This is a genomic window from Serratia sp. TSA_105.2, from assembly GCF_052692115.1.
On record NZ_JBQZFT010000006.1, the window covers coordinates 157,944 to 179,058 of the forward strand.

A 21,115-nucleotide genomic window follows, 5' to 3' on the forward strand; every position below is an offset into this window, starting at 1 on the left:
CTGCCTGCTTTAACTACCGGTGGCTTAACGCCTCTTCGCCATATAACAGACGTGTTGAAAAACCTTCAAATAAGTGAATGGAATGAAAAAAAACATAATTCAGTGTTATATATTTACTTTGTTTTCGCCGATGCCGCACCGGCTGAAATTTACTTGCCATAGTGACTCTGGTAGTATAATGAGAACAAATGACAGCCGCAGCTAAAAAACCATTTAAGTCGCTTAGGAAAAAGATTGAAAATGATAGAGCTCTTTGACGTAGACTATAATTTGCTGCCAGATAACAGATCGAAGGAACTGTTCTCTTTAAGAAAAAAAACGTTTAAAGACCGTTTAGACTGGCTCGTTAATTGTGAAAATAACATGGAGTTTGACGAATACGATAATCGTCACGCCACCTATATTTTCGGCACCTACCAAAATCACGTCATTTGCAGTTTGCGATTTATTGAAACGAAATACCCAAACATGATCAGCGAGGGCGTGTTCGACACTTACTTTAACGATATAAAGCTCCCCGATGGAAATTACGTTGAAGCCAGCAGATTATTTATAGATAAGGCACGCATTCAAGCACTTCAACTCCATCAAGCGCCGATTAGCGCCATGCTTTTTCTGTCGATGATAAATTATGCAAGAAACTGCGGCTACGAAGGCATTTACGCCATTATCAGTCACCCGATGCGCATCATCTTCCAACGTTCCGGTTGGCATATCTCGGTGGTAAAAACCGGATGTTCCGAAAAGAATAAAAATATTTACCTGATCTACATGCCGATAGACGATGCCAACCGAAACAGACTGCTGGCGCGCATCAATCAAGACGCCACAAAATGGGATAACCCGTTGGATTCCTGGCCATTATCCTTCCGTGTCAGCGAGAAGCGGCCGGATGAGTTGCAGCTCCACACCTAACCTGATGGCATGCTTGGCATTGGTGACGCCAAGCTTTTTGACGGCGTTGCCAATGTGATATTTTACAGTGGTAAGTTTTATTCCCAGGATAAGTGCAATTTCTTGGTAGGACTTACCCAAGCTCGCCCAGTAAATAATCTCATTTTCACGCTTGGAGAAAAACTCCCGCTGATTCATCTTTTCAAAGTCAGCAGGCGTGCTCATTTCCTGGTAGAGCGTCGTCATTTTTCCGTGCATGGTAATCAGCAGCATTTGAATTTCGGCCTTATTATTGTCAATCTGCTGTTCAACATCTGCATCGCAATGCTTATCTAGCATAATGGATAACACCACCAGATTATGATGATGATCGTGCAAGACAAAAGTATATCCATTAATAATATTGTAGTTCTTAGCCATATCAAAAATCTTTGGCAATTTTAATCCTGAGCCTATTTCCAAATCTTTATCCCAGGTAAACGGGGTAATTCTATGTGATGCGGTAATCAAAACGGGATCAATAAACTGATAGTTATTCTTGATATAAAACTCAAACCACTCCGTTCTATTGGAAATGATTGAGAAACTAGTTGGATTTCTTTTATTCATTATAGCATAGGCATATTTTATATTATTGTATTTATTCAGGCCATGTTCTAACTCTTCTTTTATAGAGGCATTAATGATTTCATTATTGAAAAAAAAGTTAGACACTCACCCATCCTCTTCAAGAAAGAACAATACTATAAAACGGAGAAGAGTATAACCCGGTTGCGCTGCCAAGTAAATTAATCTGGCAGGCATAATAGGAAGCATTAATAATGGCCATACGCCTTAAAGAGTAAATTTAAATAATTTCGGAGGGGAAATTAATTTAATCGTAAAATAAGCGCTTCACTGAAGAAGGGCCGACAGAAGGCATGGCACAGCAAATAAACATAAATAAAACAAAGCCATAACAACTCCGCATCATGACGTGAGTCTGACAAAAAGTGTTCTGTCGAGTTGAGGATGGAGGGGGATAAGACAGGCAGGCGAAAACGCCCCTCATCCAAGGATGAAAGGAGAAAGCCATTGACAGTGGAGATTTGGATATACAATAATAACCAAAATTTTCCCTGGTGTTGGCCAAGTGGCTACCTGATCCTTTATAGGATCAGTTTTTTTTTGTGGCGCTATATTTTATCGTTATGCGACAACGATAAGAGCTTTTAGCGACAAATGATAGTTGTACTAAAGTACAGTCTCACTCACAGGCACCGCCTTGCCACCCCGCCTTCCATTAGCCTCATTCTCTGCCCGAGTCGTTCAAAAACGCGCGCTGACGCCGACGTTATACATAAACTGCTCGCCGCTGCTCAGCCCGCCGGTTTGCGAGACGGTGGCGAAGGCCGATACCCTGTCCGTCAACGGCATGTTGGCCCCCAGCGTGACATCCACCCAGTTTTTGTCCTGGCCCGCACTGTCGCGGGTGAACGAGGTTTGCGTCGATTTCAGGCCGCCGCCGGCGCGGTAGACGTCGTCGCCGAACTGGTGCTGATAACTCACCTCCGCATAAGGGTTAAACACGCCGAATTGCGTATCCAGCCGCCAGCCCAACGCGCCGATCTGCGAGTGGTAAGTTTGATCGTTGAAGCGCATGGCGGTGCTGTCATCGCCGTCTTCGCTGTAGCCGGAAACGCGGCTGTAGTCCCAGGCGAACTGCGCCACCGGCCCGGTAGTCAGGTAAGAGGCGATCGGGAAGTCATAGCCGGCGGTCACGCGCGCACCCCACTGCTTGCCGGAGGTCGAACCGGTTTCGGTGCGCGTCAGCGGCCCCAGCCGCATGCTGCGGCGGATGTCGTCATAATCCATCGTCGCATAGTGCAGATCGGCGTTAACCCAGCCGTGCTCGAATATCGCCAGTGAACTGAAAGCCGACAGCAGCAGCCCGCGCGCCTTGTAATCAAAACGGCTGGAAGGATGCTGATCGTCGTTGGAACCGGCGATCAACGCGCCGATCAGCCAGCCGTCGGTCAACTGATAGTCCACGCCGACGGTCAGGTTGTGGGTGGTGGCGTTGCCGTCCCCCGCCACCCGGTTATCGGCATAGTCGTAGTGCTGGCCGGCGTAACCGCCGAACACGCCCAGCGAGCCCTGCGGGTTGTCGCCGTGGCGCAGCTGCTGGAAGCGACTGTCGAGCGTGGCGCGGCTGTCGCGCGCCATCGCCGCCGTCGCCTGATTCAGCGCCACCACCTGCGCCGGGCCATCCAACACCGCCTGGATATAATCCGCAATCAGCAGGTGCGCCTGCGGGCTGGGGTGGAAGTGATCGGAGAACAGATAGGACTGGCCGGCGTCGAAGCCGGGCATATCGGAGCGGCAGACCGCCGAGGAAACGCCCGGCGGGCAAGCCATGCCGGCGGTGTTGGCAAAGCCGAACTGCGCCGGATTGGCGATCGCTTCGGCGAACAGCTTGTTCACGTCCACCCGCACGATATTGCCGCCGCCCTGCGCCAGCAAACGGTCTTCACTTTGATTATAGAAATCGGTCAACTGGGCAGCCTGCGCGCTCAGGCTGTCATACGCCGCGATAAGCTGCGTGGCGATCGCCTGCTGCACCTGAGGAATGGCGCTGCCCTGCTTCGCCGCGTCGGCCAACGCCGCGTGGATTGCCTGCGTGCGTGAAGCGTTGTCCGGCGTCGCCACCGAATTCAGCGTGGCATAGGCCGCCTGGATCGCCGCCCCCTGCACCGACGACAGCGCCTGCTGAATGATCAATTCCATCAGCTGCGGCGTGGAGCCGATGTTCGGCACCGTCGGCACGATCACCGTGCCAGCGCCGGCGTTCAGCAGCGAATGCACCTGCGCGGCGGCGGCCGCGGCGCTGTTATAGGCCACGCCGGGCGCGGTAGCGGCATTCAGTGCCGCCGCTGCCAGATCGTTGCCGCCGATCCAATGAATATACAAACCGTCGCCGTCGGCCTGGCCGTTGACCCGGTTCAGGTAACTCTGCACCTGATCCTGGGTGTTGTCGGCCGGGTTCAGGCCCGGCACCGCCACGGCGCCGCCGGCGGCGTAGTTCTCACCGCCGTTGTCCGAAGCCACCAGCGCCGCCCCGATGCGTTGCGCCAACGCTTCGTCGTACAGCAGGTGCTGGCTGCCGTCATAGGTGAACCGGCCGTTGTTGCCGGTATCGCTCAGGCTGTCGCCAAAGACGTAGAGTTGATCGTACGCCTGAGCCGGAAGGGTCACACTGCAAAGCAACGCCACTGCAAGCGCCGCCGGGCGGGGCATGCACGTTATTTTTAGAGGCATGAATCGACTCCTGAGAGCCTGCAAACGAAGGCAATGTCGTTTTTATCGTTGGCCGGTTTTCCACCGGCCATGTAGTAACTATTGTCGGCTTTTTCGTCACGTCAAGCGGGCCGATGACAAAACAATCAGAGGCTTGCCAAGTTCGGCGCTTCGAGCGATGATTACTGTTCATAAATACAGCATAAGGACAGTCAGGATGGCAGACGAACGTTGCGGTTGGGTGACGGCCGATCCGTTGTATCTCGAGTATCACGACAAGGAATGGGGCGCGCCCACCACCGACGCGCGCGAGCTGTTTGAAATGCTGTGCCTCGAGGGACAGCAGGCGGGCCTTTCCTGGATCACCGTCCTGAAAAAGCGCGAGAACTACCGCCGCGCTTTCCACGGTTTCGATCCGCAGCGGGTCGCCGCCATGACCGAACAGGACGTGGAAAACCTGCTGCAGGACAGCGGCATCATCCGCCACCGCGGCAAGATAGAAGCCATCATCACCAACGCCAAAGCCTATCTGGCGATGGAGGCGGCCGGCGAGAATTTCGTTACCTTCATTTGGGACTTCGTCGGCGGCCAACCGCAACTCAACCGCTGGCAGGCGCTGAACCAGGTGCCGGCCAAAACCGAGCAGTCCGACGCCATGTCCAAAGCGCTGAAAAAGCGCGGCTTCAAGTTTATCGGCTCCACCATTTGTTACGCCTTCATGCAGGCCAGCGGGCTGGTGAACGATCATCTGACGGGGTGCATGTGCTACCCAAAGCCACGGTGATCCGCCCCTGTGGCCCAGAGGATATCGAACGGCTGATGGCGCTGTGGCTGCCCAGCACCATCGCCGCCCATCCGTTCGTGGCGGAAAAGTACTGGCGTGAGAGCGCCTCGCTGGTGCGGGAAAACTACCTGCCGCGCGCGCAAAGCTGGGCCTGCTGGCATCACGACGAGATCGTCGGCTTTATCAGCGTGCTGGATGAGCAGTTCATCGGCGCGCTGTTTGTCGATCGGGCGTTTCACGGCCGCGGCGTCGCCCAGGCGCTGATGACGCACGTGCAGCAGCGCTACCGCCGGCTCAGCCTGGAGGTGTACCAGCAGAACCTGCGCGCCTGCGCGTTCTACCACAGGCGTGGCTTTCAGATAACGCAGCGCCTGTTCAATGAAGAAACCCAGGCCTATACGCTGATCATGAACTGGTCAGCAGTCGAAAATTCAACCCATTAGGCTTAAAAAAGGCGCATCCGCACCCCGGATGCGCACAATTCGGAATCCGCTGCATAGCGCCGCCCGGCGTTTTGCCGCATAACTCCCCCAGCTTTTCCCGCGCTCATCATTTGTCACGTTTTTCTCCGGAACTGCCGGCGAAAGCGCGCGTCATAGGTAGCGCGGCGACGCAGGCTCCCTGCGTCACCCACTTTTTTGCGTCCCCGTTTTGGGCCGGCGCGTACAGATTCTGATGCCATTAAGGACAAGAACATGAAAAAACGCATTGCAATTATTGCCGGCGCCGTGAGCCTCACGCTCGCGCTGTCGGCCTGTACCACCAACCCTTATACCGGTGAATCCGAAGCCGGCAAATCCGGCATCGGCGCGGGCCTCGGCGCCGCCTTGGGCGCCGGTGTCGGCGTGCTGTCCTCTTCCAAGAAAGATCGCGGCAAGGGCGCGCTGATCGGCGCAGCGGCCGGTGCAGCCCTCGGCGGCGGCGCAGGCTATTACATGGACGTGCAGGAAGCCAAACTGCGCGACAAGATGAAGGGCACCGGCGTCAGCGTCACCCGTCAGGGCGACAACATCGTGTTGAACATGCCGAACAACGTGACCTTCGACAGCAGCAGCGCCACGCTGAAACCGGCGGGCGCCAACACCCTGACCGGCGTCGCCATGGTGCTGAAAGAGTATCCGAAAACCGCAGTCAACGTTGTCGGCTACACCGACAGCACCGGCTCCCGCTCGCTCAACATGAACCTGTCGCAGCAGCGCGCCGACGGCGTAGCCAGCGCGCTGATCACCCAAGGCGTGGCGGCGAACCGTATCCGCACCACCGGTGCCGGCCCGGACAACCCGATCGCCTCCAACAGCACCGCGGAAGGCAAGGCGCAAAACCGCCGCGTCGAGATCACCCTCAGCCCGCTGCAGTAATCTCGTGCGGGGCGCCACCGGCGCCCCGCCGCCTCCCTGCGATTTTCTCCTTACCCTTCAACATTCCCGCACGCACATCGGGTATGGTAGTCTCCTTGACAATTAACCGCAGGAGGGATCGGCTGTGAGCACAGGCAAGGCAACGCGCGCCTCAGGGCGCGCCACCATCAGCGATGTGGCCAGCATCGCCAAAACCGGCAAGACCAGCGTGTCGCGCTATCTGAATGGTGAACAACACCTGCTTTCCGACGATCTCAAACAGCGCATCGAACAGGCGATCCAACAGCTCGACTACCGGCCAAGCCAAATGGCGCGCAGCCTGAAGGGCGGCCAGACCCGCCTGATCGGCCTGATCCTCGCCGATATCACCAACCCCTATTCGGTGGACGTGATGCGCGGCATCGAGGCCGCCTGCCGCCAGCACGGCTTTACCTTGCTGGTGTGTAACACCAACAACGAAGTCAATCAGGAACAGCACTACCTGCAGCTGCTCAGCAGTTACCGGGTGGAAGGCATCGTGGTCAACGCGGTCGGCATGCGCGAGGAAGCGTTATCCACACTGCAACAGTCGATGCTGCCGATGGTGCTGATCGACCGCAAAATCCCCGACTTCGCCTGCGACGTGGTGGGCCTGAACAACCGCGAAGCCGCCACCGTCGCCACCGAACACCTGCTGCAACAAGGTTTCGAAGCGATCCTGTTCCTCAGCGAGCCGCTCGGTACGGTCAATACCCGTCTCGAACGCCTGCACGCTTTCAGACATACCATGGCGCAGCACCCCACGCTGTTGGCGGAGCAGGCCGAAACGCCGCTCAACGATCGGCAGAAGCTGGAGCAGGTGCTGAGCGATTTCAGCGGCCGCCATCGCGGCATGCGCAAGGCGGTGATCTCCGCCAACGGCGCTCTGACGCTGCAGGTGGCGCGCGCCATGCGCCGGCTCGGCATCCAGTGGGGCAACGACATCGGCCTGCTGGGCTTCGACGAACTGGAGTGGGCGGAGCTGGCGGGCGTCGGCATCACCACGCTGAAACAGCCCACCTACCAAATGGGGCACGCGGCGCTGGAGCGGCTGGTGCAGCGTATTCAGGGCCTGGCCGCCCCCAGCGGCGAGCAGATGTTCTCCGGCGAGCTGATCGTCCGCGGCTCCACCACCCGCTAACCCACCTTCTCCGGGGCCGTTGCTCGCCCCGCCCTCATCGGCTGTTTTTTGCTCAACTTCGTGATTGCGATCATATTTTTACACTCTGTCGCTTTTCGCTGGAACCGGTTCCATTTAACGTACCGGTAACAGCAGCGGCGGCGACTATGCCGCCTCAGGAGTCAAAATGAAAACAGAAATTATCGTGGTCACCGGCGCCTACGGCACCGATACCGTCAAACAACACGGCGGCCAGCGCGCGCTGTTACCCATCATCGCCGGAGCAGGCGCCGACGGGGTGGAAATCCGCCGCGAACTGTTCGCCGCCGGCGAGTTGGACAGCCTGCCGGCCCTGGCGCAAGAGATTGAGCGCCAACAGCTGTTCGCCGTCTACTCCGCCCCTGAGGCGCTGTTCACCCCGCAACATACGCTGAACCCCAACCTGCCGACGCTGCTGGCGGAAGCGCAGGCGCTGAACGCGCGCCAGCTGAAACTGTCCCTCGGCCATTTCCGCCCCGGTTTTGATTTTACCGAGCTGAAAGTGGCGCTGGAGCAGCACCCGGTCAAACTGGTGGTCGAAAACGATCAGACGCCGGACTGCGGCATTTTGTCGATGCTGAACGCCTTTTTCCACGCCGCGGAAGATAGCCACCTGCCGGTCAGCATGACCTTCGATATGGCCAACTGGCTGTGGGTGGGGCAAGACGCCTTCGCCGCCGCCGAGCGCCTGGCCCGCCACGTCGGTTACGTGCACGTCAAAGCCGCCACCCAAGGCCTGCGCGGCTGGCGCGCCGTCGCGCTGGACGATACCGACGGCAGCTGGCGCGATCTGCTGGCCCGCCTGCCGCACGATGCGCCGCGCGGCATCGAATTCCCGTTGCAGGGCGATGATCTGGAAGCCGTCACCCGCCATTACGTCAATATTTTGCGTGCGGAGTAACCCCATGATGACAACGTTAACGGCAACGACGGCGCAGCAGGCGCCCCTGGATGTGGTCACGCTGGGCGAAGCCATGGCGATGTTCGTGGCGGCGCAAACCGGCGATTTGGCGGAAGTGGAAACCTTCACCAAACGCATCGCCGGCGCCGAATTGAACGTGGCGATCGGCCTGGCGCGTCTGGGCATGAACGTCGGCTGGGTCAGCCGCGTCGGCAACGATTCGTTCGGCCGCTTCACCCTGCAGCAGCTGAAAAAAGAAGGCATCAACTACCGGCAGGTGACGGTCGACGGCCACTATCCCACCGGCTTTCAGGTGAAATCCAAAACCACCGATGGTACCGATCCCAACGTGGAATACTTCCGCAAAGGCTCGGCGGCCAGCCACCTGTCGGTCGCCGATTTCAACCCTGAGTATTTCGGTTCCGCGCGCCACCTGCACCTGAGCGGCGTGGCGGCGGCGCTGTCCAGCCAGTCGCTGGCGCTGTGCCACCATGCGGCGCGCGAGATGCGTGCCATGGGCAAAACCATTTCGTTCGACCCCAACCTGCGCCCGGTGCTGTGGCCCAGCCGCGAGGTGATGATCGAGCAGCTCAACCAGCTGGCGTTCGCCGCCGACTGGGTGCTGCCGGGGCTGAAAGAGGGCCAGATCCTCACCGGCCAATCGACGCCGGAAGGCATCGCCGATTTCTATCTGGAGCGCGGCGTGCAGGCGGTGATCATCAAAACCGGCCCGGACGGCGCCTGGTTTAAAACCGCCGCCGGTGACAAGGCGGCGGTAGCCGCGGTCAAGGTCGACAACGTGGTGGATACCGTCGGCGCCGGTGACGGCTTTGCCGTCGGCACCCTCAGCGCCCTGCTGGAAGGTAAAACGCTGATACAGGCGGTGCAGCGCGGCAACAAAATCGGTTCGCTGGCGATCCAGGCCATCGGCGACAGCGAAGGCCTGCCAACCCGTACGGCGCTGGCCGAATAACAATAAAAAAAACGACTTCTCCGCATGGCGTCAGCCTCTGGCCCTACAACCAGGACGCGTCGGGAGAGCATCTGCCCCTTCGTCTTTCACGCCCAGCGCGCCGGGCGAAGGGGATGCAACACCACTGAAGGATACTGAACATGAACAAAGCGACTGTCGCGGCCAAACGCTGGTGGTACATCATGCCCATCGTGTTTATCACCTACAGCCTGGCCTATCTCGATCGCGCCAACTTCAGCTTCGCCTCTGCCGCCGGCATCAATGAAGATCTCGGCATCACCAAAGGCATGGCCTCGCTGCTGGGCGCGCTGTTTTTCCTCGGTTATTTCTTCTTCCAAATTCCCGGCGCCATCTACGCCGAACGCCGCAGCGTCAAAAAATTGATCTTCTGGTGCCTGATCCTGTGGGGCGGCTGCGCCTCGCTGACCGGCGTGGTCAGCAATATCCCGATGCTGGCCGCCATCCGCTTTATCCTCGGCGTGGTGGAAGCGGCGGTGATGCCGGCGATGCTGATCTACATCAGCAACTGGTTCACCAAATCGGAGCGCTCACGCGCCAATACCTTCCTGATCCTCGGTAACCCGGTGACGGTGTTGTGGATGTCGGTGGTGTCCGGCTACCTGATCCACGCCTTCGGCTGGCGTGAAATGTTCATCATCGAGGGCATTCCGGCGGTTATCTGGGCGTTCTGTTGGTGGGTGCTGGCGAAAGACAAACCGGCGCAGGCCGGCTGGCTGAGCGCCGATGAGAAACAGGCGCTGCAGCAGCAGCTGGACGAAGAGCAGAAAGGCATCAAGGCCGTGCGCAACTACGGCGAAGCCTTCCGTTCGCGCAACGTGATCCTGCTGTGCGTGCAGTACTTCGCCTGGAGCATCGGCGTGTACGGCTTCGTGCTGTGGCTGCCTTCCATCCTGCGCAGCGGCATGCAGATGGGCATGGTGGAAGCCGGCTGGCTGTCGGCGGTGCCTTACCTGGCGGCGACCATCGCCATGATCGTGGTCTCCTGGGCGTCGGACAAAATGCAAAACCGCAAGCTGTTCGTCTGGCCGCTGCTGCTGATCGGCGCGCTGGCGTTCTTCGGCTCTTACGCCGTCGGCACCAACCACTTCTGGATCTCCTACGGCCTGCTGGTGGTCGCCGGTGCCGCGATGTACGCCCCCTACGGGCCGTTCTTCGCCATTATTCCGGAAATGCTGCCGAAAAACGTCGCCGGGGGCGCCATGGCGCTGATCAACAGCATGGGCGCGCTGGGGTCGTTCTTCGGTTCGTGGTTCGTCGGCTATCTGAATGGCGCCACCGGCAGCCCGGCGGCCTCTTACATGTTTATGGCCATCGCACTGGTGGTGGCGGTGGTGCTGACGCTGATCGTCAAACCCGCCCGCAACGAGATCCAGCCGCAATTGGCTTGATCCGGTTATACTTTTTATCTGTTAACCCAACCGGGGGGGCGCCATGCCCCCTTTGGCCCAGCTGGAGTTCGTGATGAAGCCTTCTATCGTATTGTACAAAAGCCTGCCTGCCGATCTGCGTGAACGTCTGGAACAGCACTTCACCGTGCATGCCTTCAACGGCCTGCAGCCGGAGAACCGCGACGAACTGCGCCAGGCGCTGCAGCAGGCCGAAGGGATCATCGGGTCCGGCGGTAAAATTGACGAAGCCTTCCTGCAGCAGGCGCCCAAACTGCGCGCGGCCTCGACCGTTTCCGTCGGCTACGACAACTTCGACGTCGAGGCGCTCAACGCCCATAACGTGCTGCTGATGCACACCCCGACGGTGCTGACCGAAACCGTCGCCGACACCATCATGAGCCTGGTGCTGGCGACCGCGCGCCGGGTGGTGGAAGTGGCGGAGCGGGTGAAGGCCGGCGAATGGCGCGGCAGCATCGGGCCGGACTGGTTCGGCGTCGACGTGCACCATAAAACCATCGGCATCCTCGGCATGGGGCGCATCGGCCTGGCGCTGGCGCAGCGCGCGCATTTCGGCTTCGGCATGCCGGTGCTGTACAACGCCCGCCGCACGCACGAAGAAGCGGAGCAGCGCTTTAACGCGCGCCGCTGCGATCTGGATACCCTGCTGGCCGAGTCGGATTTCGTTTGCATCACGCTGCCGCTGACCGAACAAACCTTCCACATGATCGGCCGCGATCAGCTGGCGAAGATGAAGAAAAGCGGCATTCTGATCAACGCCGGCCGCGGGCCGGTGGTGGATGAGCAGGCGCTGATCGAAGCGCTGCAAAACGGCGTGATCCACGCCGCCGGGTTGGACGTGTTCGAGAAAGAGCCGCTGCCGGCCAACTCACCGCTGCTCAGCATGCCGAACGTGGTGGCGTTGCCGCACATCGGCTCCGCCACCCATGAAACGCGCTACGGCATGGCCGCCTGCGCGGTGGATAACCTGATCGCCGCGTTGACCGGCACGGTGAAAGAAAACTGCGTCAACCCGCAGCTGTTGCGGAAATAACTCAGCGCGGCCGGTGGTCTGCGGATAACCGGCCGTGTTGCTCTTCCTGCTGCGGCGCGAACAGCGCCTGCAGCTGATGTTCTTCGGCAAAGCGCTGCAATTCGGCATCCTGAATTGCCTGAACGATCTCTTCTCGCCAGTTTTTGTCCGTCATCGCTAACCTCCTTTGATGTTCATCGTTTAATCTGCCGCAGCGCGCGCGCAAAGCCAAGCCGAATCAATCCGAAAACGCTCCGCCCTTCCTCTCCTCCCCGAAAAACCTCCGCAGGGAGGAGGCCATTTTTTCACCGTTTGCCACACTGGGCGCTACCCTGCGAAAAAACGCTTCCTGCCGCGCGTAAGGAGAGCCATGAAACTGTTACCCCTGCCCTTGTTGATACTGCTGTCGCCTTCGGCGCTGGCCGGCTGGACGCTGCCGGGCTTCCCGGCCTTCGACGAAACTGCCGCCGGGCTGTTCGCCAGCCAGGCCGCGCTGCCCAAAGGCCAACTGCCGCTGCGGCTGTACCAGGATAATCACTGCTGGCAGCCGGCCGAGGCGGTGAAACTTAACCAGACGCTGTCGCTGCAGCCCTGCGGCACTCATCCGCCGGTCAACTGGCGGCAGTTCCGCGCCGGCGACTATCAGGTGCGCATCGACACGCGCAGCGGCACGCCGACGCTGCAGCTCAGCCTGCACAGCGCGCCGGAAAGCGCCGCCGTTGCCGTCCGCAGCTGCCCGCGCTGGGACGGCAAGCCGGTCACGGTCGACGTCGCCTCCACCTTCGCCGAAGGCGAAACGCTGCGCGATTTCTATTCCGGCCAAACGGCGCAGGTGACTCAGGGGAAAATCACGCTGCAGCCCGCCGCCGCCAGCGGCGGTTTGTTGCTGCTGGAATCCGCCGCCACGGCGAAACCGGCGGCGTTCAGCTGGCATAACGCCACGGTCTACTTCGTGCTGACCGATCGCTTTGAGAACGGCAACCCGGCCAATGACCACAGCTATGGGCGCCGCAGCGACGGCCTGCAGGAAATAGGCACCTTTCACGGCGGCGATCTGGCCGGCCTGACGCAGAAGCTGGATTATCTGCAGCAGCTCGGCGTCAACGCCTTGTGGATCAGCTCGCCGCTGGAGCAAATCCACGGCTGGGTCGGCGGCGGCACCAAAGGCGATTTCCCGCATTACGCCTATCATGGCTATTACGCGCTGGACTGGACTCGCCTCGACGCCAACATGGGCACCGAACAGGAGCTGCGCACGCTGGTCGAGCAAGCGCATCGGCGCGGCATTCGCATTCTGTTCGACGTGGTGGTGAACCATGTCGGTTACGCCACGCTGGCGGATATGCAGACGTTCCACTTCGGCTCGCTGTATCTGCAAGGTACAGAGGTGGAGAAAACCCTGGGGAAAAACTGGAGTGACTGGCGCCCCGGGCCGGGGCAAAACTGGCACAGCTTCAACGACTACATCAACTTCAGCGACAAGGCGGGCTGGCGCCAATGGTGGGGGAAAAACTGGATCCGCACCGACATCGGCGACTATGACTCACCGGGCTATGATGACCTGACAATGTCGCTGGCCTTCCTGCCGGACATCAAAACCGAAGCGCCCGGCGCCAGCGGCCTGCCGCTGTTCTATCGCCACAAACCCGACACCGCCGCACGCGACATGCCCGGCGCCACCACCCGCGATTACCTGACCGTCTGGCTCAGCCAGTGGGTGCGCGATTACGGCATCGACGGTTTTCGCGTCGATACCGCCAAGCACGTGGAAAAACCGACGCTGGCGCTGTTGAAGCAGCGCGCCACGGCGGCATTGGCGGCGTGGAAAGCGGAGCATCCGCAGCAGGCGCTGGATGACGCGCCGTTTTGGATGACCGGCGAGGCCTGGGGTCACGGGGTGATGAAAAGCGACTATTACCAAAACGGCTTCGACGCGATGATCAACTTCGACTTCCAGGACCAGGCGGCGCAGGCATTGGGCTGCTTTGCCGACATCGATGCCACCTACCGGCAGATGGCCGAGCGGCTGCAGGATTTCAACGTGCTGAGCTACCTCTCTTCGCACGACACCCGGCTGTTCTTCGCCAGCGACGCCAAAGGCTCGCTGCCGCTGCAACAGCGGGCGGCGAACCTGCTGTTGCTGGCGCCGGGCGCGGTGCAGATTTACTACGGCGATGAAAGCGGCCGCCCGCTCGGCCCAGCCGGTTCCGATCCGCTGCAGGGCACCCGCTCCGACATGAACTGGCGTGAGCTGCTGGGAGAAAGAGCCCCGCTGCTGGCCCACTGGCAACGGTTGGGGCAGTTCCGCGCTCGCCACCCGGCGATCGGCGGCGGCGTGCAAACCCCGCAGCCGCACGCCGCCTACTACGCCTTCAGCCGCCGGCTCGGCGACGATAAGGTGATGGTGGTGTGGGCCGGCGAACGGTCACAATAATCCAGTGTAATATGCTACCAATCGGCCAATGGGCGAAGTTTGTGCCCATTGGTCGATTTGTCGGCCGCGTTGCAGCGGGATTTGTCTGGCGGTATGGTGGGGGATTACCTGCTAAGAAACAGTACTGCTACACCTATGACTTTCTCACTTTTCGGCGAAAAATTTACCCGTTATGCGGGCATTACCCGTTTGATGGACGACCTGAACGAAGGCCTGCGCACCCCCGGTGCCATCATGCTCGGCGGCGGCAACCCGGCGCAGATCCCAGAGATGGAAGCCTACTTCAAACAGCTGTGCCAGGAGATGCTCGACCAGGGCAAACTGACCGAAGCGCTGTGCAACTACGACGGCCCGCAAGGCAAGGACGCGCTGCTGAAAGCGCTGGCCAATCTGCTGCGCGACGAGCTCGGCTGGGAGATTTCGCCACAGAATATTGCACTGACGAACGGCAGCCAAAGCGCGTTTTTCTACTTGTTCAACCTGTTCGCCGGCCGCTACGCCGACGGTTCGCGCCGCCGCGTGCTGTTCCCGTTGGCGCCGGAATATATCGGCTATGCCGATGCCGGGCTGGACGAAGGGCTGTTCGTCTCCGCCAAGCCGAACATCGAGCTGCTGCCGGACGGCCAGTTCAAATATCACGTTGATTTCGAACACCTCACCATCGGCGACGACATCGGCATGATCTGCGTTTCACGGCCGACCAACCCGACCGGCAACGTGATCACCGACGAAGAGCTGATGAAGCTCGACCTGCTGGCGCAGCAGCGCGATATTCCGCTGGTGATCGACAACGCCTACGGCGTGCCGTTCCCCGGCATCATCTTCAGCGACGCCACGCCGCTGTGGAATCCTAACACCATCCTGTGCATGAGCCTGTCCAAACTCGGCCTGCCGGGCTCGCGCTGCGGCATCGTGATCGCCGACGAGAAGGTGATCACCGCACTGACCAACATGAACGGCATTATCAGCCTGTCGCCGGGCAGCATGGGGCCGGCGATGGCGACGGAAATGATCGCGCGCGGCGATCTGCTGCGCCTGTCGAACGAGGTGATTCGCCCGTTCTACAAACAGCGCGTCGAGCACACCATCGAGATTATCCGCCGCTACCTGTCGCCGGAGCGCTGCCTGATCCACAAACCGGAAGGGGCTATCTTCCTCTGGCTGTGGTTCAAGGATCTGCCAATCACCACCGAGGTGCTGTATCAGCGCCTGAAAAAGCGCGGCGTGCTGATGGTGCCGGGCCACTACTTCTTCCCGGGGCTGGAGCACGACTGGCCGCACACCCACCAGTGCATGCGCATGAACTACGTGCCCGACCCGGAGAAAATCGAGCGCGGCGTGGCGATCCTGGCAGAAGAGATCGAACGCGCGCATCAGGAAGGCTAACGCCAGCTGATTGAAAATCGACCGATAAAGATATGCGATGCATATATCGTATATCTTTTTTTTGGAGGGCTAGCGATGACTCGCATCGTGATCGATTTACCTGAAGAAGACCTGCGGCAGCTCGACAATCTGAAGAATATCCGCCACGTTCCCCGGGCCGAAATCATCCGTCAGGCCGTCTCCCGTTATCTGACGGAGAACCACGTTGAAGATCCCAGCAATGCTTTCGGACTCTGGTCCGGGGCGATGGGCGATGGCGTAGACTACGAAAATCGTCAGCGCGAGGAGTGGGAATAATGGTGGCTCAACGGGCGTTATTCGACACCAATATCCTGATCGATTATCTCAATGGCATTCCTCAAGCCAAAGACGTTCTGACCGAATACCACATCAACCCGGCGATTAGCGCCATCACCTGGATGGAAGTGATGGTAGGGGCCAAAAAACAGGGGACGGCGCTGGAGCTGAAAACGCGCCAGTTTTTAGGGCAATTCCTGCTGCTGCCTATTACCGATGATAGTTGCCGAACGCGCCGTAGAATTACGCCACTCACAGCATGTGAAGCTGCCGGACGCCATTATCTGGGCCACCGCGCAGGTGGGGTTCCGGACGCTCATCTCCCGCAACCCCAAAGATTTTGGCACTGACAACGGCGTGTTAATGCCTTACCGGCTGTAGTCGGGCAGCGTTACAGCGTCCAGAACAGCACCGCCAGCAGCTGCGGCGACATGATGCGCAGGAACATCGCCAGCGGATAAACGGTGGCGTAAGACAGCGCGGCGGCGCCGCTGGTGGGATGCAGGCCGTTGGCGAAGGCCAGCGCCGGCGGATCGGTCATCGATCCCGCCAGCATGCCAGACAGCGTCAGGTAGTTCATCTTGCCCACCGTGCGCGCCAGAATACCGACGCTCAGCAGCGGAATGGCGGTGATCAACGCGCCGTACCCGACCCACGTCAGCCCCTCGCCGTGCAACAACGTATCGATGAAGTTGCCGCCCGACTTCAATCCGACCACCGCCAGAAACAGCACGATGCCCAGTTCGCGCAGCGCCAGGTTGGCGCTCGGCGGCATAAACCAATACAGCTTGCCGAGGCTGCCGATGCGCCCCAGGATCAGCGCCGCCACCAGCGGCCCGCCGGCCAGCCCCAACCGCAATGCCGCCGGGAAGCCCGGCACGAACAGCGGAATGGAGCCGAGCAGCACCCCGAGGCCGATGCCGATAAAGACCGGCAGCATCTGCACCTGCTGCAGTTTTTGTTGGGCGTTGCCGACGATTGCCGTCACCGCGTCGATGGCCTCCGGCCGGCCGACCAGGTTGAGAATGTCGCCGAATTGCAGCGTCACGTTGCTGCCGGCCACCAGCTCCACGCCGGCGCGGTTGAGGCGTGAAATCACCACGTCATATTTCTGCTTCAGGTTAAGATCGCGGATTTTCTTGCCCAGCACCTGCTCGTTGGTCACCACCGCCCTCACCACCTGCAGCGCGGTGCCGCGCGTCGACAGCGAGGCGTCTACCTCTTCGCCGATCACCAGCCGGGCATTTTCCAGATCTTCACGTTTGCCCACCAGGTGCAGGTAGTCGCCAAGTTCCAGCCGTTCGTGCGGCGCCGGCACCATCAGCAGCTCCCCGCGTTTGAGGCGCGAACAGACGATCGCTTCACCGTTGAGCAGCGGCACCTGCTTGATCGCCATACCCTGCAGATTCGGATTGCGCACCGCCACATTCATGGCGTGCAGCAGCTCACGCTGATTGCCCAGGCCGTTTTCAAACGCCTGCGCCTCGCGCTCGATATTGATGCGGAAAAACAGCCGGATCAGCCACATCACCAGCAGAATGCCACATATACCGAACGGATAGGCCATGGCGTAGCCCATCCCCATCCCGTCCACCAACGCCGGATCGGAACCGAGATCGGTCAGGATTTGTTGACCGGCACCCAACGCCGGAGTGTTGGTGACCGCGCCAGAGAACACGCCGAGGATGATCGGCAGCGGCACGTCGAACAGCTTGTGCACCGCCGCCGCCACGACGCCGCCGGTCAGCACCAGCAGCACCGCGAAAGCGTTGAGGCGCAGACCTGAGACGCGCAGCGAAGAGAAGAAACCGGGGCCGACCTGAATACCGATGGTGTAGACGAACAGGATCAGGCCGAACTCCTGGATAAAGTGCAGCATGTCCCCATTCAGGCTGATTTGCCCGCTCTGGGCGAAGTGACCGACCAGGATGCCGCCGAACAGCACGCCGCCGATGCCCAGCCCGACGCCGTACAGCTTCCAGTTCCCCATCCACAGCCCAATGACGGCCGCCAGCGCCAACATGCTGACGGTCAGGGCGATATCGCTCATAGGTCACATCCTTGCCAAAGTTGAATCGGGAATTTGCGGCCAAAGACACACAATTAACAAGGATTATGACATCGGACTGTCGGGGGGACTGTGGCGTGCGCCACATAACGCAACGGGGGAGACCCGTCTGGATCTCCCCCGCATGATGATGACCGTTTTTCAGTCGGTTATTTGGCTTCCAGCTCCGGCGCCGCGCCGATGGCGATGCGCTGCGGCTGCAAGGCTTCCGGCACCTGACGCACCAGATCGATGTGCAGCAGGCCGTTTTCAAATTTGGCCTCGGACACCTGCAGATGCTCCGCCAGGGTGAAGGTCAGCTGGAACTCTTTGCACACCAACCCCTGATGCAGGTATTCGACCTGTTTTTCCGGCGGCGTAGGTTTACCGCTGACGGTCAACCGTGGCCCTTCTACTTCGATATTCAGTTCGCTCTGCCGGAAACCGGCCAGCGCCAGAGAAATGCGGTAGTGATTGTCATCGCTTTTCTCGATGTTGTACGGCGGGAACCCCTGGGGTTCCTGGCCACCCATTGAACTGGCCAATTTATCAAAACCAATCCACTGACGCAGAAGCGGGGATAAATCGTAATTACGCATAGGAACAACTCCTTTCATTAAGCGAGATGTGTTTATTCAGCCCCCTGACGGCAGGCTAGGTATTATTTGCCGGCAGCGTACCTGCCGGCGAAACGGAAATTTATTTAATTTCGATGCGGCGCGGTTTTAATGTTTCCGGCACGATGCGTTGCATGTCGATATACAACAGGCCATTCTCCAGCTTGGCGCCTTTAATTTGAATATGTTCGGCCAGCTGGAATTTACGCTCGAAATTACGCTCGGCGATGCCCTGGTATAAATAGGTTTTTTCTGCCGGTTCGTTATTGTGCGCCCCGCGCACGATCAGCAGATTATCTTGCGTGATGATCTCGAGCTCCTGCTCGGCAAACCCGGCTACCGCGATGGCGATGCGATAATGATTTTCGTCCACCAGCTCGACATTATAAGGCGGATAACCGCCGTTGCCCTGACTCTGACCGGCTTCCAGCGCGTTGAACAAGCGATCGAAACCAATGGCGGAACGGTATAGCGGGGAAAGATCAAAATTACGCATAAAACAGCCTCCTAAGGCACTTCAGCGAGGTTGAAATAAATACGCCTTCCACTCTGGACAGGCTAATTAAGCCAGAATTCCCTTACGGCGAATTCTCAATTCGGCTCTGATGATAAAATGGGGGTTGATTTCATCAATTCAACAGGCGAGGATCAAAAAAACTTCGCACCGATTAGGCGAAAGTTTTTTTACCACTTACACTAAAGTGAGAGAGCCGCCACAGAGCGGGATTTTGCTTCTTTAAAAGCAGCAACAGGATGTTATAAATCAGCTTAATTTAGGGGAACAGCAACCCTGCAGGATGGATTAATGACGACGATGAAAGCGATAGCGACGGGCTGCATGTTGTTGGCGACCAGCGGTTGCTCCAGCGTGATGAGCCATACCGGCCCGAATCAGGGTTACTATCCCGGCACCCGCGCCAGCGTGGACATGCTGAAGGACGACAACACCAGCTGGGCGATGATGCCGCTGGTGGCGCTGGATCTGCCGTTCTCCGCGGTGATGGACACCGTACTGCTGCCTTACGACTATCTGCGCTCCGGCAACGACGCCACCGCAGACTCGCCAAAAGCGCGCATCCTGCGCAGCGAGCAGCAGAATCTGGCGGCAACCGGCAATCCCGGCGAAGGCAACGACAGCACCGCCACCCACTAATCACGCACGCAGCGGGCCGCCAGGCCCGCCTTACACCTCAACCACAAAGATCTGGTTGAACCCCGCTATCTCGCGCATAAACGCCACTTTCTTGCCATCCGGTGAAAACACCACGGCATCCGCCGACGGCGGCTGCGCGCTGCGCTGCGTTAAACGCTGCAGGCGGCCGCCGGCGACCTCGCACAGCATCACGCTGTTATCGCACACCAAGGCTATCGTCCCGCCCTGCGGGTGCCAGCTGAACGCCGACTGGATGTCATGCTCGCTGCGGCTCACCTGGCGCGGCTCTCCGCCGTTCGGCGACACCGTCCACAGCTGCACCACGCCGCCGTCGTCCTTCATCAAAAATGCGATTTGGCTGCCGTCCGGTGAGCTGCGCAGCCAATGGCGCGGCGCGCCGGCCACGCCCGGAAAACGACGATCGCCGGTAAAGGTTATCCGCCGCTGCCTGACGCCCTGCGGCGGCGCCGGCAACTCGCTTTCCGTCCCCTGCAGCGGCAAAGCGCCCGCCCTGGCGTAATCGGCATCGTTCTCAGGCAGATCGACAATAAACACCTCCGGCAGCTTTTCGCCGGCGGCGGACAGCGTATCGCCGATGAACGCCAGCGCCCAGCGCTGCCGGCTGCCGTCGGCCTTACGGTAACCTTCGCGGCCGATCCAGCCTTCTTCGTAGGCGCGATTGATCTGATCGCTGCCCGGCTGCGGCTGCGGCACCGTCTCGCTGACCAGCACGCAATAGTGGCTGCCGTCATACTCGCGCGGGTGCTGTTTCGGCGGATTGACCCCGTGCAGCGGCACGGCCACCCCGACGTTGCGCAGATCGCGCGCCGGATCGCGTTCGTGCATGACGTGGTCGTTGTAGGTAAAGCTGAGGCGGCTGCCGTCCGGACTGAAAACGTGCACATGGCTGCCGCCGCGCAGCGCGCCGGGCGTATAGGGGGCGGTGATATCCAGCGCATCGAGGGTGATGGCCAACTCGCGATCCGGTTCGCTGACGATCACTCCGCGGCGGTGGTGAAAATCATACTGCCAGGCGCTGTCCGGGTGCTCCGGGCCGTGGATAAAAGCATAGCGCGCCGGCGCATCGGGGCTGACCGTGACCACGCCGACGTGGGCGCCGTGCTGGGCGCGATAAACCACCTCCACCGCGCCGCTGGCGACGTTGACCCGCTCGATGCTCAGACCGGTGAAAGAGGCGCCGCGCGGGCGCACGTCATAAGCCAGCCATTGGCTGTCCGGCGTCCAGACGTTGATATTGGTTAACTGATGCCCGCGAGGGTCGAAAGTCAGTTGTTTTTCCCGATGGCTCATGGCGGTTCTCCTGCGCATGCCGGCACTGAGTCGCCATCTTACCGGATCGGCGACAGCGTTTCACATGG

General features: G+C 59.7%; 20 protein-coding genes and 1 pseudogene. 14 read left to right on the forward strand and 7 right to left on the reverse strand.

Annotated features, from left to right (window positions below; genetic code table 11):
* Positions 1–240 precede the first annotated feature (240 nt).
* The gene (locus ACUTSC_RS18335) at positions 241–915 is read left to right on the forward strand and encodes an acyl-homoserine-lactone synthase (RefSeq protein ID WP_197768344.1); all 675 of its coding nucleotides are present in this window, start codon (positions 241–243) and stop codon (positions 913–915) included.
* Here ACUTSC_RS18335 and ACUTSC_RS18340 read toward each other — a convergent pair.
* Together ACUTSC_RS18340 and ACUTSC_RS18345 are read right to left on the reverse strand one after the other, a co-directional pair.
* Positions 862–1,608 carry an autoinducer binding domain-containing protein gene (locus ACUTSC_RS18340; protein ID WP_197768345.1) on the reverse strand — a complete coding sequence of 249 codons (747 nt, stop codon included), beginning with the start codon at positions 1,606–1,608 and terminating at the stop codon, positions 862–864. The two genes, ACUTSC_RS18335 and ACUTSC_RS18340, sit on opposite strands and share 54 nt — an antisense overlap.
* A gap of 594 nt (positions 1,609–2,202) precedes the next feature.
* On the reverse strand, positions 2,203–4,191 hold the full coding sequence (locus ACUTSC_RS18345) for an autotransporter domain-containing protein (protein WP_197768346.1): 1,989 nt from the start codon (positions 4,189–4,191) through the stop codon (positions 2,203–2,205).
* 196 nt (positions 4,192–4,387) lie between these two features.
* Here ACUTSC_RS18345 and ACUTSC_RS18350 point away from each other — a divergent pair, with 196 nt between their 5' ends.
* The 8 genes from ACUTSC_RS18350 (at position 4,388) to ghrB (ending at position 11,823) form a co-directional block, all read left to right on the forward strand.
* Entirely contained in the window at positions 4,388–4,954 is a 567-nt protein-coding gene (locus ACUTSC_RS18350) for a DNA-3-methyladenine glycosylase I (protein WP_033631404.1), read from the forward strand.
* Positions 4,951–5,397 carry an N-acetyltransferase gene (locus ACUTSC_RS18355; RefSeq protein WP_197768382.1) on the forward strand — a complete coding sequence of 149 codons (447 nt, stop codon included), beginning with the start codon at positions 4,951–4,953 and terminating at the stop codon, positions 5,395–5,397. The genes ACUTSC_RS18350 and ACUTSC_RS18355 overlap by 4 nt, the downstream gene beginning before the upstream one ends.
* A gap of 252 nt (positions 5,398–5,649) precedes the next feature.
* On the forward strand, positions 5,650–6,312 hold the full coding sequence (locus ACUTSC_RS18360) for an OmpA family lipoprotein (protein ID WP_033631402.1): 663 nt from the start codon (positions 5,650–5,652) through the stop codon (positions 6,310–6,312).
* 124 nt (positions 6,313–6,436) lie between these two features.
* Positions 6,437–7,471 (forward strand): LacI family DNA-binding transcriptional regulator, encoded by a 1,035-nt coding sequence (locus ACUTSC_RS18365; protein ID WP_063989159.1) that lies wholly within the window; start codon positions 6,437–6,439, stop codon positions 7,469–7,471.
* Between the two features lie 166 nt (positions 7,472–7,637).
* On the forward strand, positions 7,638–8,390 hold the full coding sequence (locus ACUTSC_RS18370) for a sugar phosphate isomerase/epimerase (RefSeq protein WP_197768347.1): 753 nt from the start codon (positions 7,638–7,640) through the stop codon (positions 8,388–8,390).
* A gap of 7 nt (positions 8,391–8,397) precedes the next feature.
* Positions 8,398–9,363 carry a PfkB family carbohydrate kinase gene (locus ACUTSC_RS18375; RefSeq protein WP_197768383.1) on the forward strand — a complete coding sequence of 322 codons (966 nt, stop codon included), beginning with the start codon at positions 8,398–8,400 and terminating at the stop codon, positions 9,361–9,363.
* A 140-nt stretch (positions 9,364–9,503) separates the two neighbouring features.
* Complete coding sequence (locus ACUTSC_RS18380; RefSeq protein WP_004933942.1) at positions 9,504–10,772, forward strand: MFS transporter; 1,269 nt, start codon at positions 9,504–9,506, stop codon at positions 10,770–10,772.
* Positions 10,773–10,845: 73 nt separating this feature from the next.
* The gene (gene ghrB, locus ACUTSC_RS18385) at positions 10,846–11,823 is read left to right on the forward strand and encodes a glyoxylate/hydroxypyruvate reductase GhrB (RefSeq protein WP_016929588.1); all 978 of its coding nucleotides are present in this window, start codon (positions 10,846–10,848) and stop codon (positions 11,821–11,823) included.
* Between the two features lies 1 nt (position 11,824).
* On the opposite strand, the gene ACUTSC_RS18390 is transcribed toward ghrB, so the two are convergent.
* Entirely contained in the window at positions 11,825–11,977 is a 153-nt protein-coding gene (locus tag ACUTSC_RS18390; protein WP_165384406.1) for a hypothetical protein, read from the reverse strand.
* A gap of 195 nt (positions 11,978–12,172) precedes the next feature.
* Here ACUTSC_RS18390 and ACUTSC_RS18395 point away from each other — a divergent pair, with 195 nt between their 5' ends.
* The 4 genes and pseudogenes from ACUTSC_RS18395 (at position 12,173) to ACUTSC_RS18410 (ending at position 16,300) form a co-directional block, all read left to right on the forward strand.
* Positions 12,173–14,236 (forward strand): alpha-amylase, encoded by a 2,064-nt coding sequence (locus tag ACUTSC_RS18395; protein WP_197768348.1) that lies wholly within the window; start codon positions 12,173–12,175, stop codon positions 14,234–14,236.
* 135 nt (positions 14,237–14,371) lie between these two features.
* Positions 14,372–15,622: a valine--pyruvate transaminase gene (locus tag ACUTSC_RS18400; protein ID WP_004933935.1), complete on the forward strand. Its 1,251-nt coding sequence runs from the start codon at positions 14,372–14,374 to the stop codon at positions 15,620–15,622.
* 75 nt (positions 15,623–15,697) lie between these two features.
* Positions 15,698–15,919, forward strand: coding sequence for a ribbon-helix-helix domain-containing protein (locus tag ACUTSC_RS18405; RefSeq protein ID WP_004933932.1), 222 nt, complete (start codon positions 15,698–15,700; stop codon positions 15,917–15,919).
* A pseudogene (locus ACUTSC_RS18410) lies at positions 15,919–16,300 on the forward strand (type II toxin-antitoxin system VapC family toxin). The gene ACUTSC_RS18405 and the pseudogene ACUTSC_RS18410 overlap by 1 nt, the downstream one beginning before the upstream one ends.
* A 10-nt stretch (positions 16,301–16,310) precedes the next feature.
* Here the strand turns inward: ACUTSC_RS18410 and ACUTSC_RS18415 are convergent.
* The 3 genes from ACUTSC_RS18415 to ibpA all read right to left on the reverse strand — a co-directional run bounded on the left by ACUTSC_RS18415 (position 16,311) and on the right by ibpA (position 19,079).
* Positions 16,311–17,969, reverse strand: coding sequence for a putative transporter (locus ACUTSC_RS18415; protein ID WP_197768350.1), 1,659 nt, complete (start codon positions 17,967–17,969; stop codon positions 16,311–16,313).
* Positions 17,970–18,136: 167 nt separating this feature from the next.
* Positions 18,137–18,565, reverse strand: a complete 429-nt coding sequence (ibpB, locus tag ACUTSC_RS18420; protein ID WP_033653955.1) for a small heat shock chaperone IbpB — start codon at positions 18,563–18,565, stop codon at positions 18,137–18,139.
* A 100-nt stretch (positions 18,566–18,665) separates the two neighbouring features.
* Complete coding sequence (gene ibpA / locus ACUTSC_RS18425) at positions 18,666–19,079, reverse strand: small heat shock chaperone IbpA (RefSeq protein WP_197768351.1); 414 nt, start codon at positions 19,077–19,079, stop codon at positions 18,666–18,668.
* 309 nt (positions 19,080–19,388) lie between these two features.
* On the opposite strand from ibpA, the gene ACUTSC_RS18430 reads away from it, so the two are divergent.
* Complete coding sequence (locus ACUTSC_RS18430) at positions 19,389–19,736, forward strand: YceK/YidQ family lipoprotein (protein ID WP_016929593.1); 348 nt, start codon at positions 19,389–19,391, stop codon at positions 19,734–19,736.
* Positions 19,737–19,766: 30 nt separating this feature from the next.
* On the opposite strand, the gene ACUTSC_RS18435 is transcribed toward ACUTSC_RS18430, so the two are convergent.
* Entirely contained in the window at positions 19,767–21,047 is a 1,281-nt protein-coding gene (locus ACUTSC_RS18435) for a DUF3748 domain-containing protein (RefSeq protein WP_197768352.1), read from the reverse strand.
* Between the last annotated feature and the right edge of the window lie 68 nt (positions 21,048–21,115).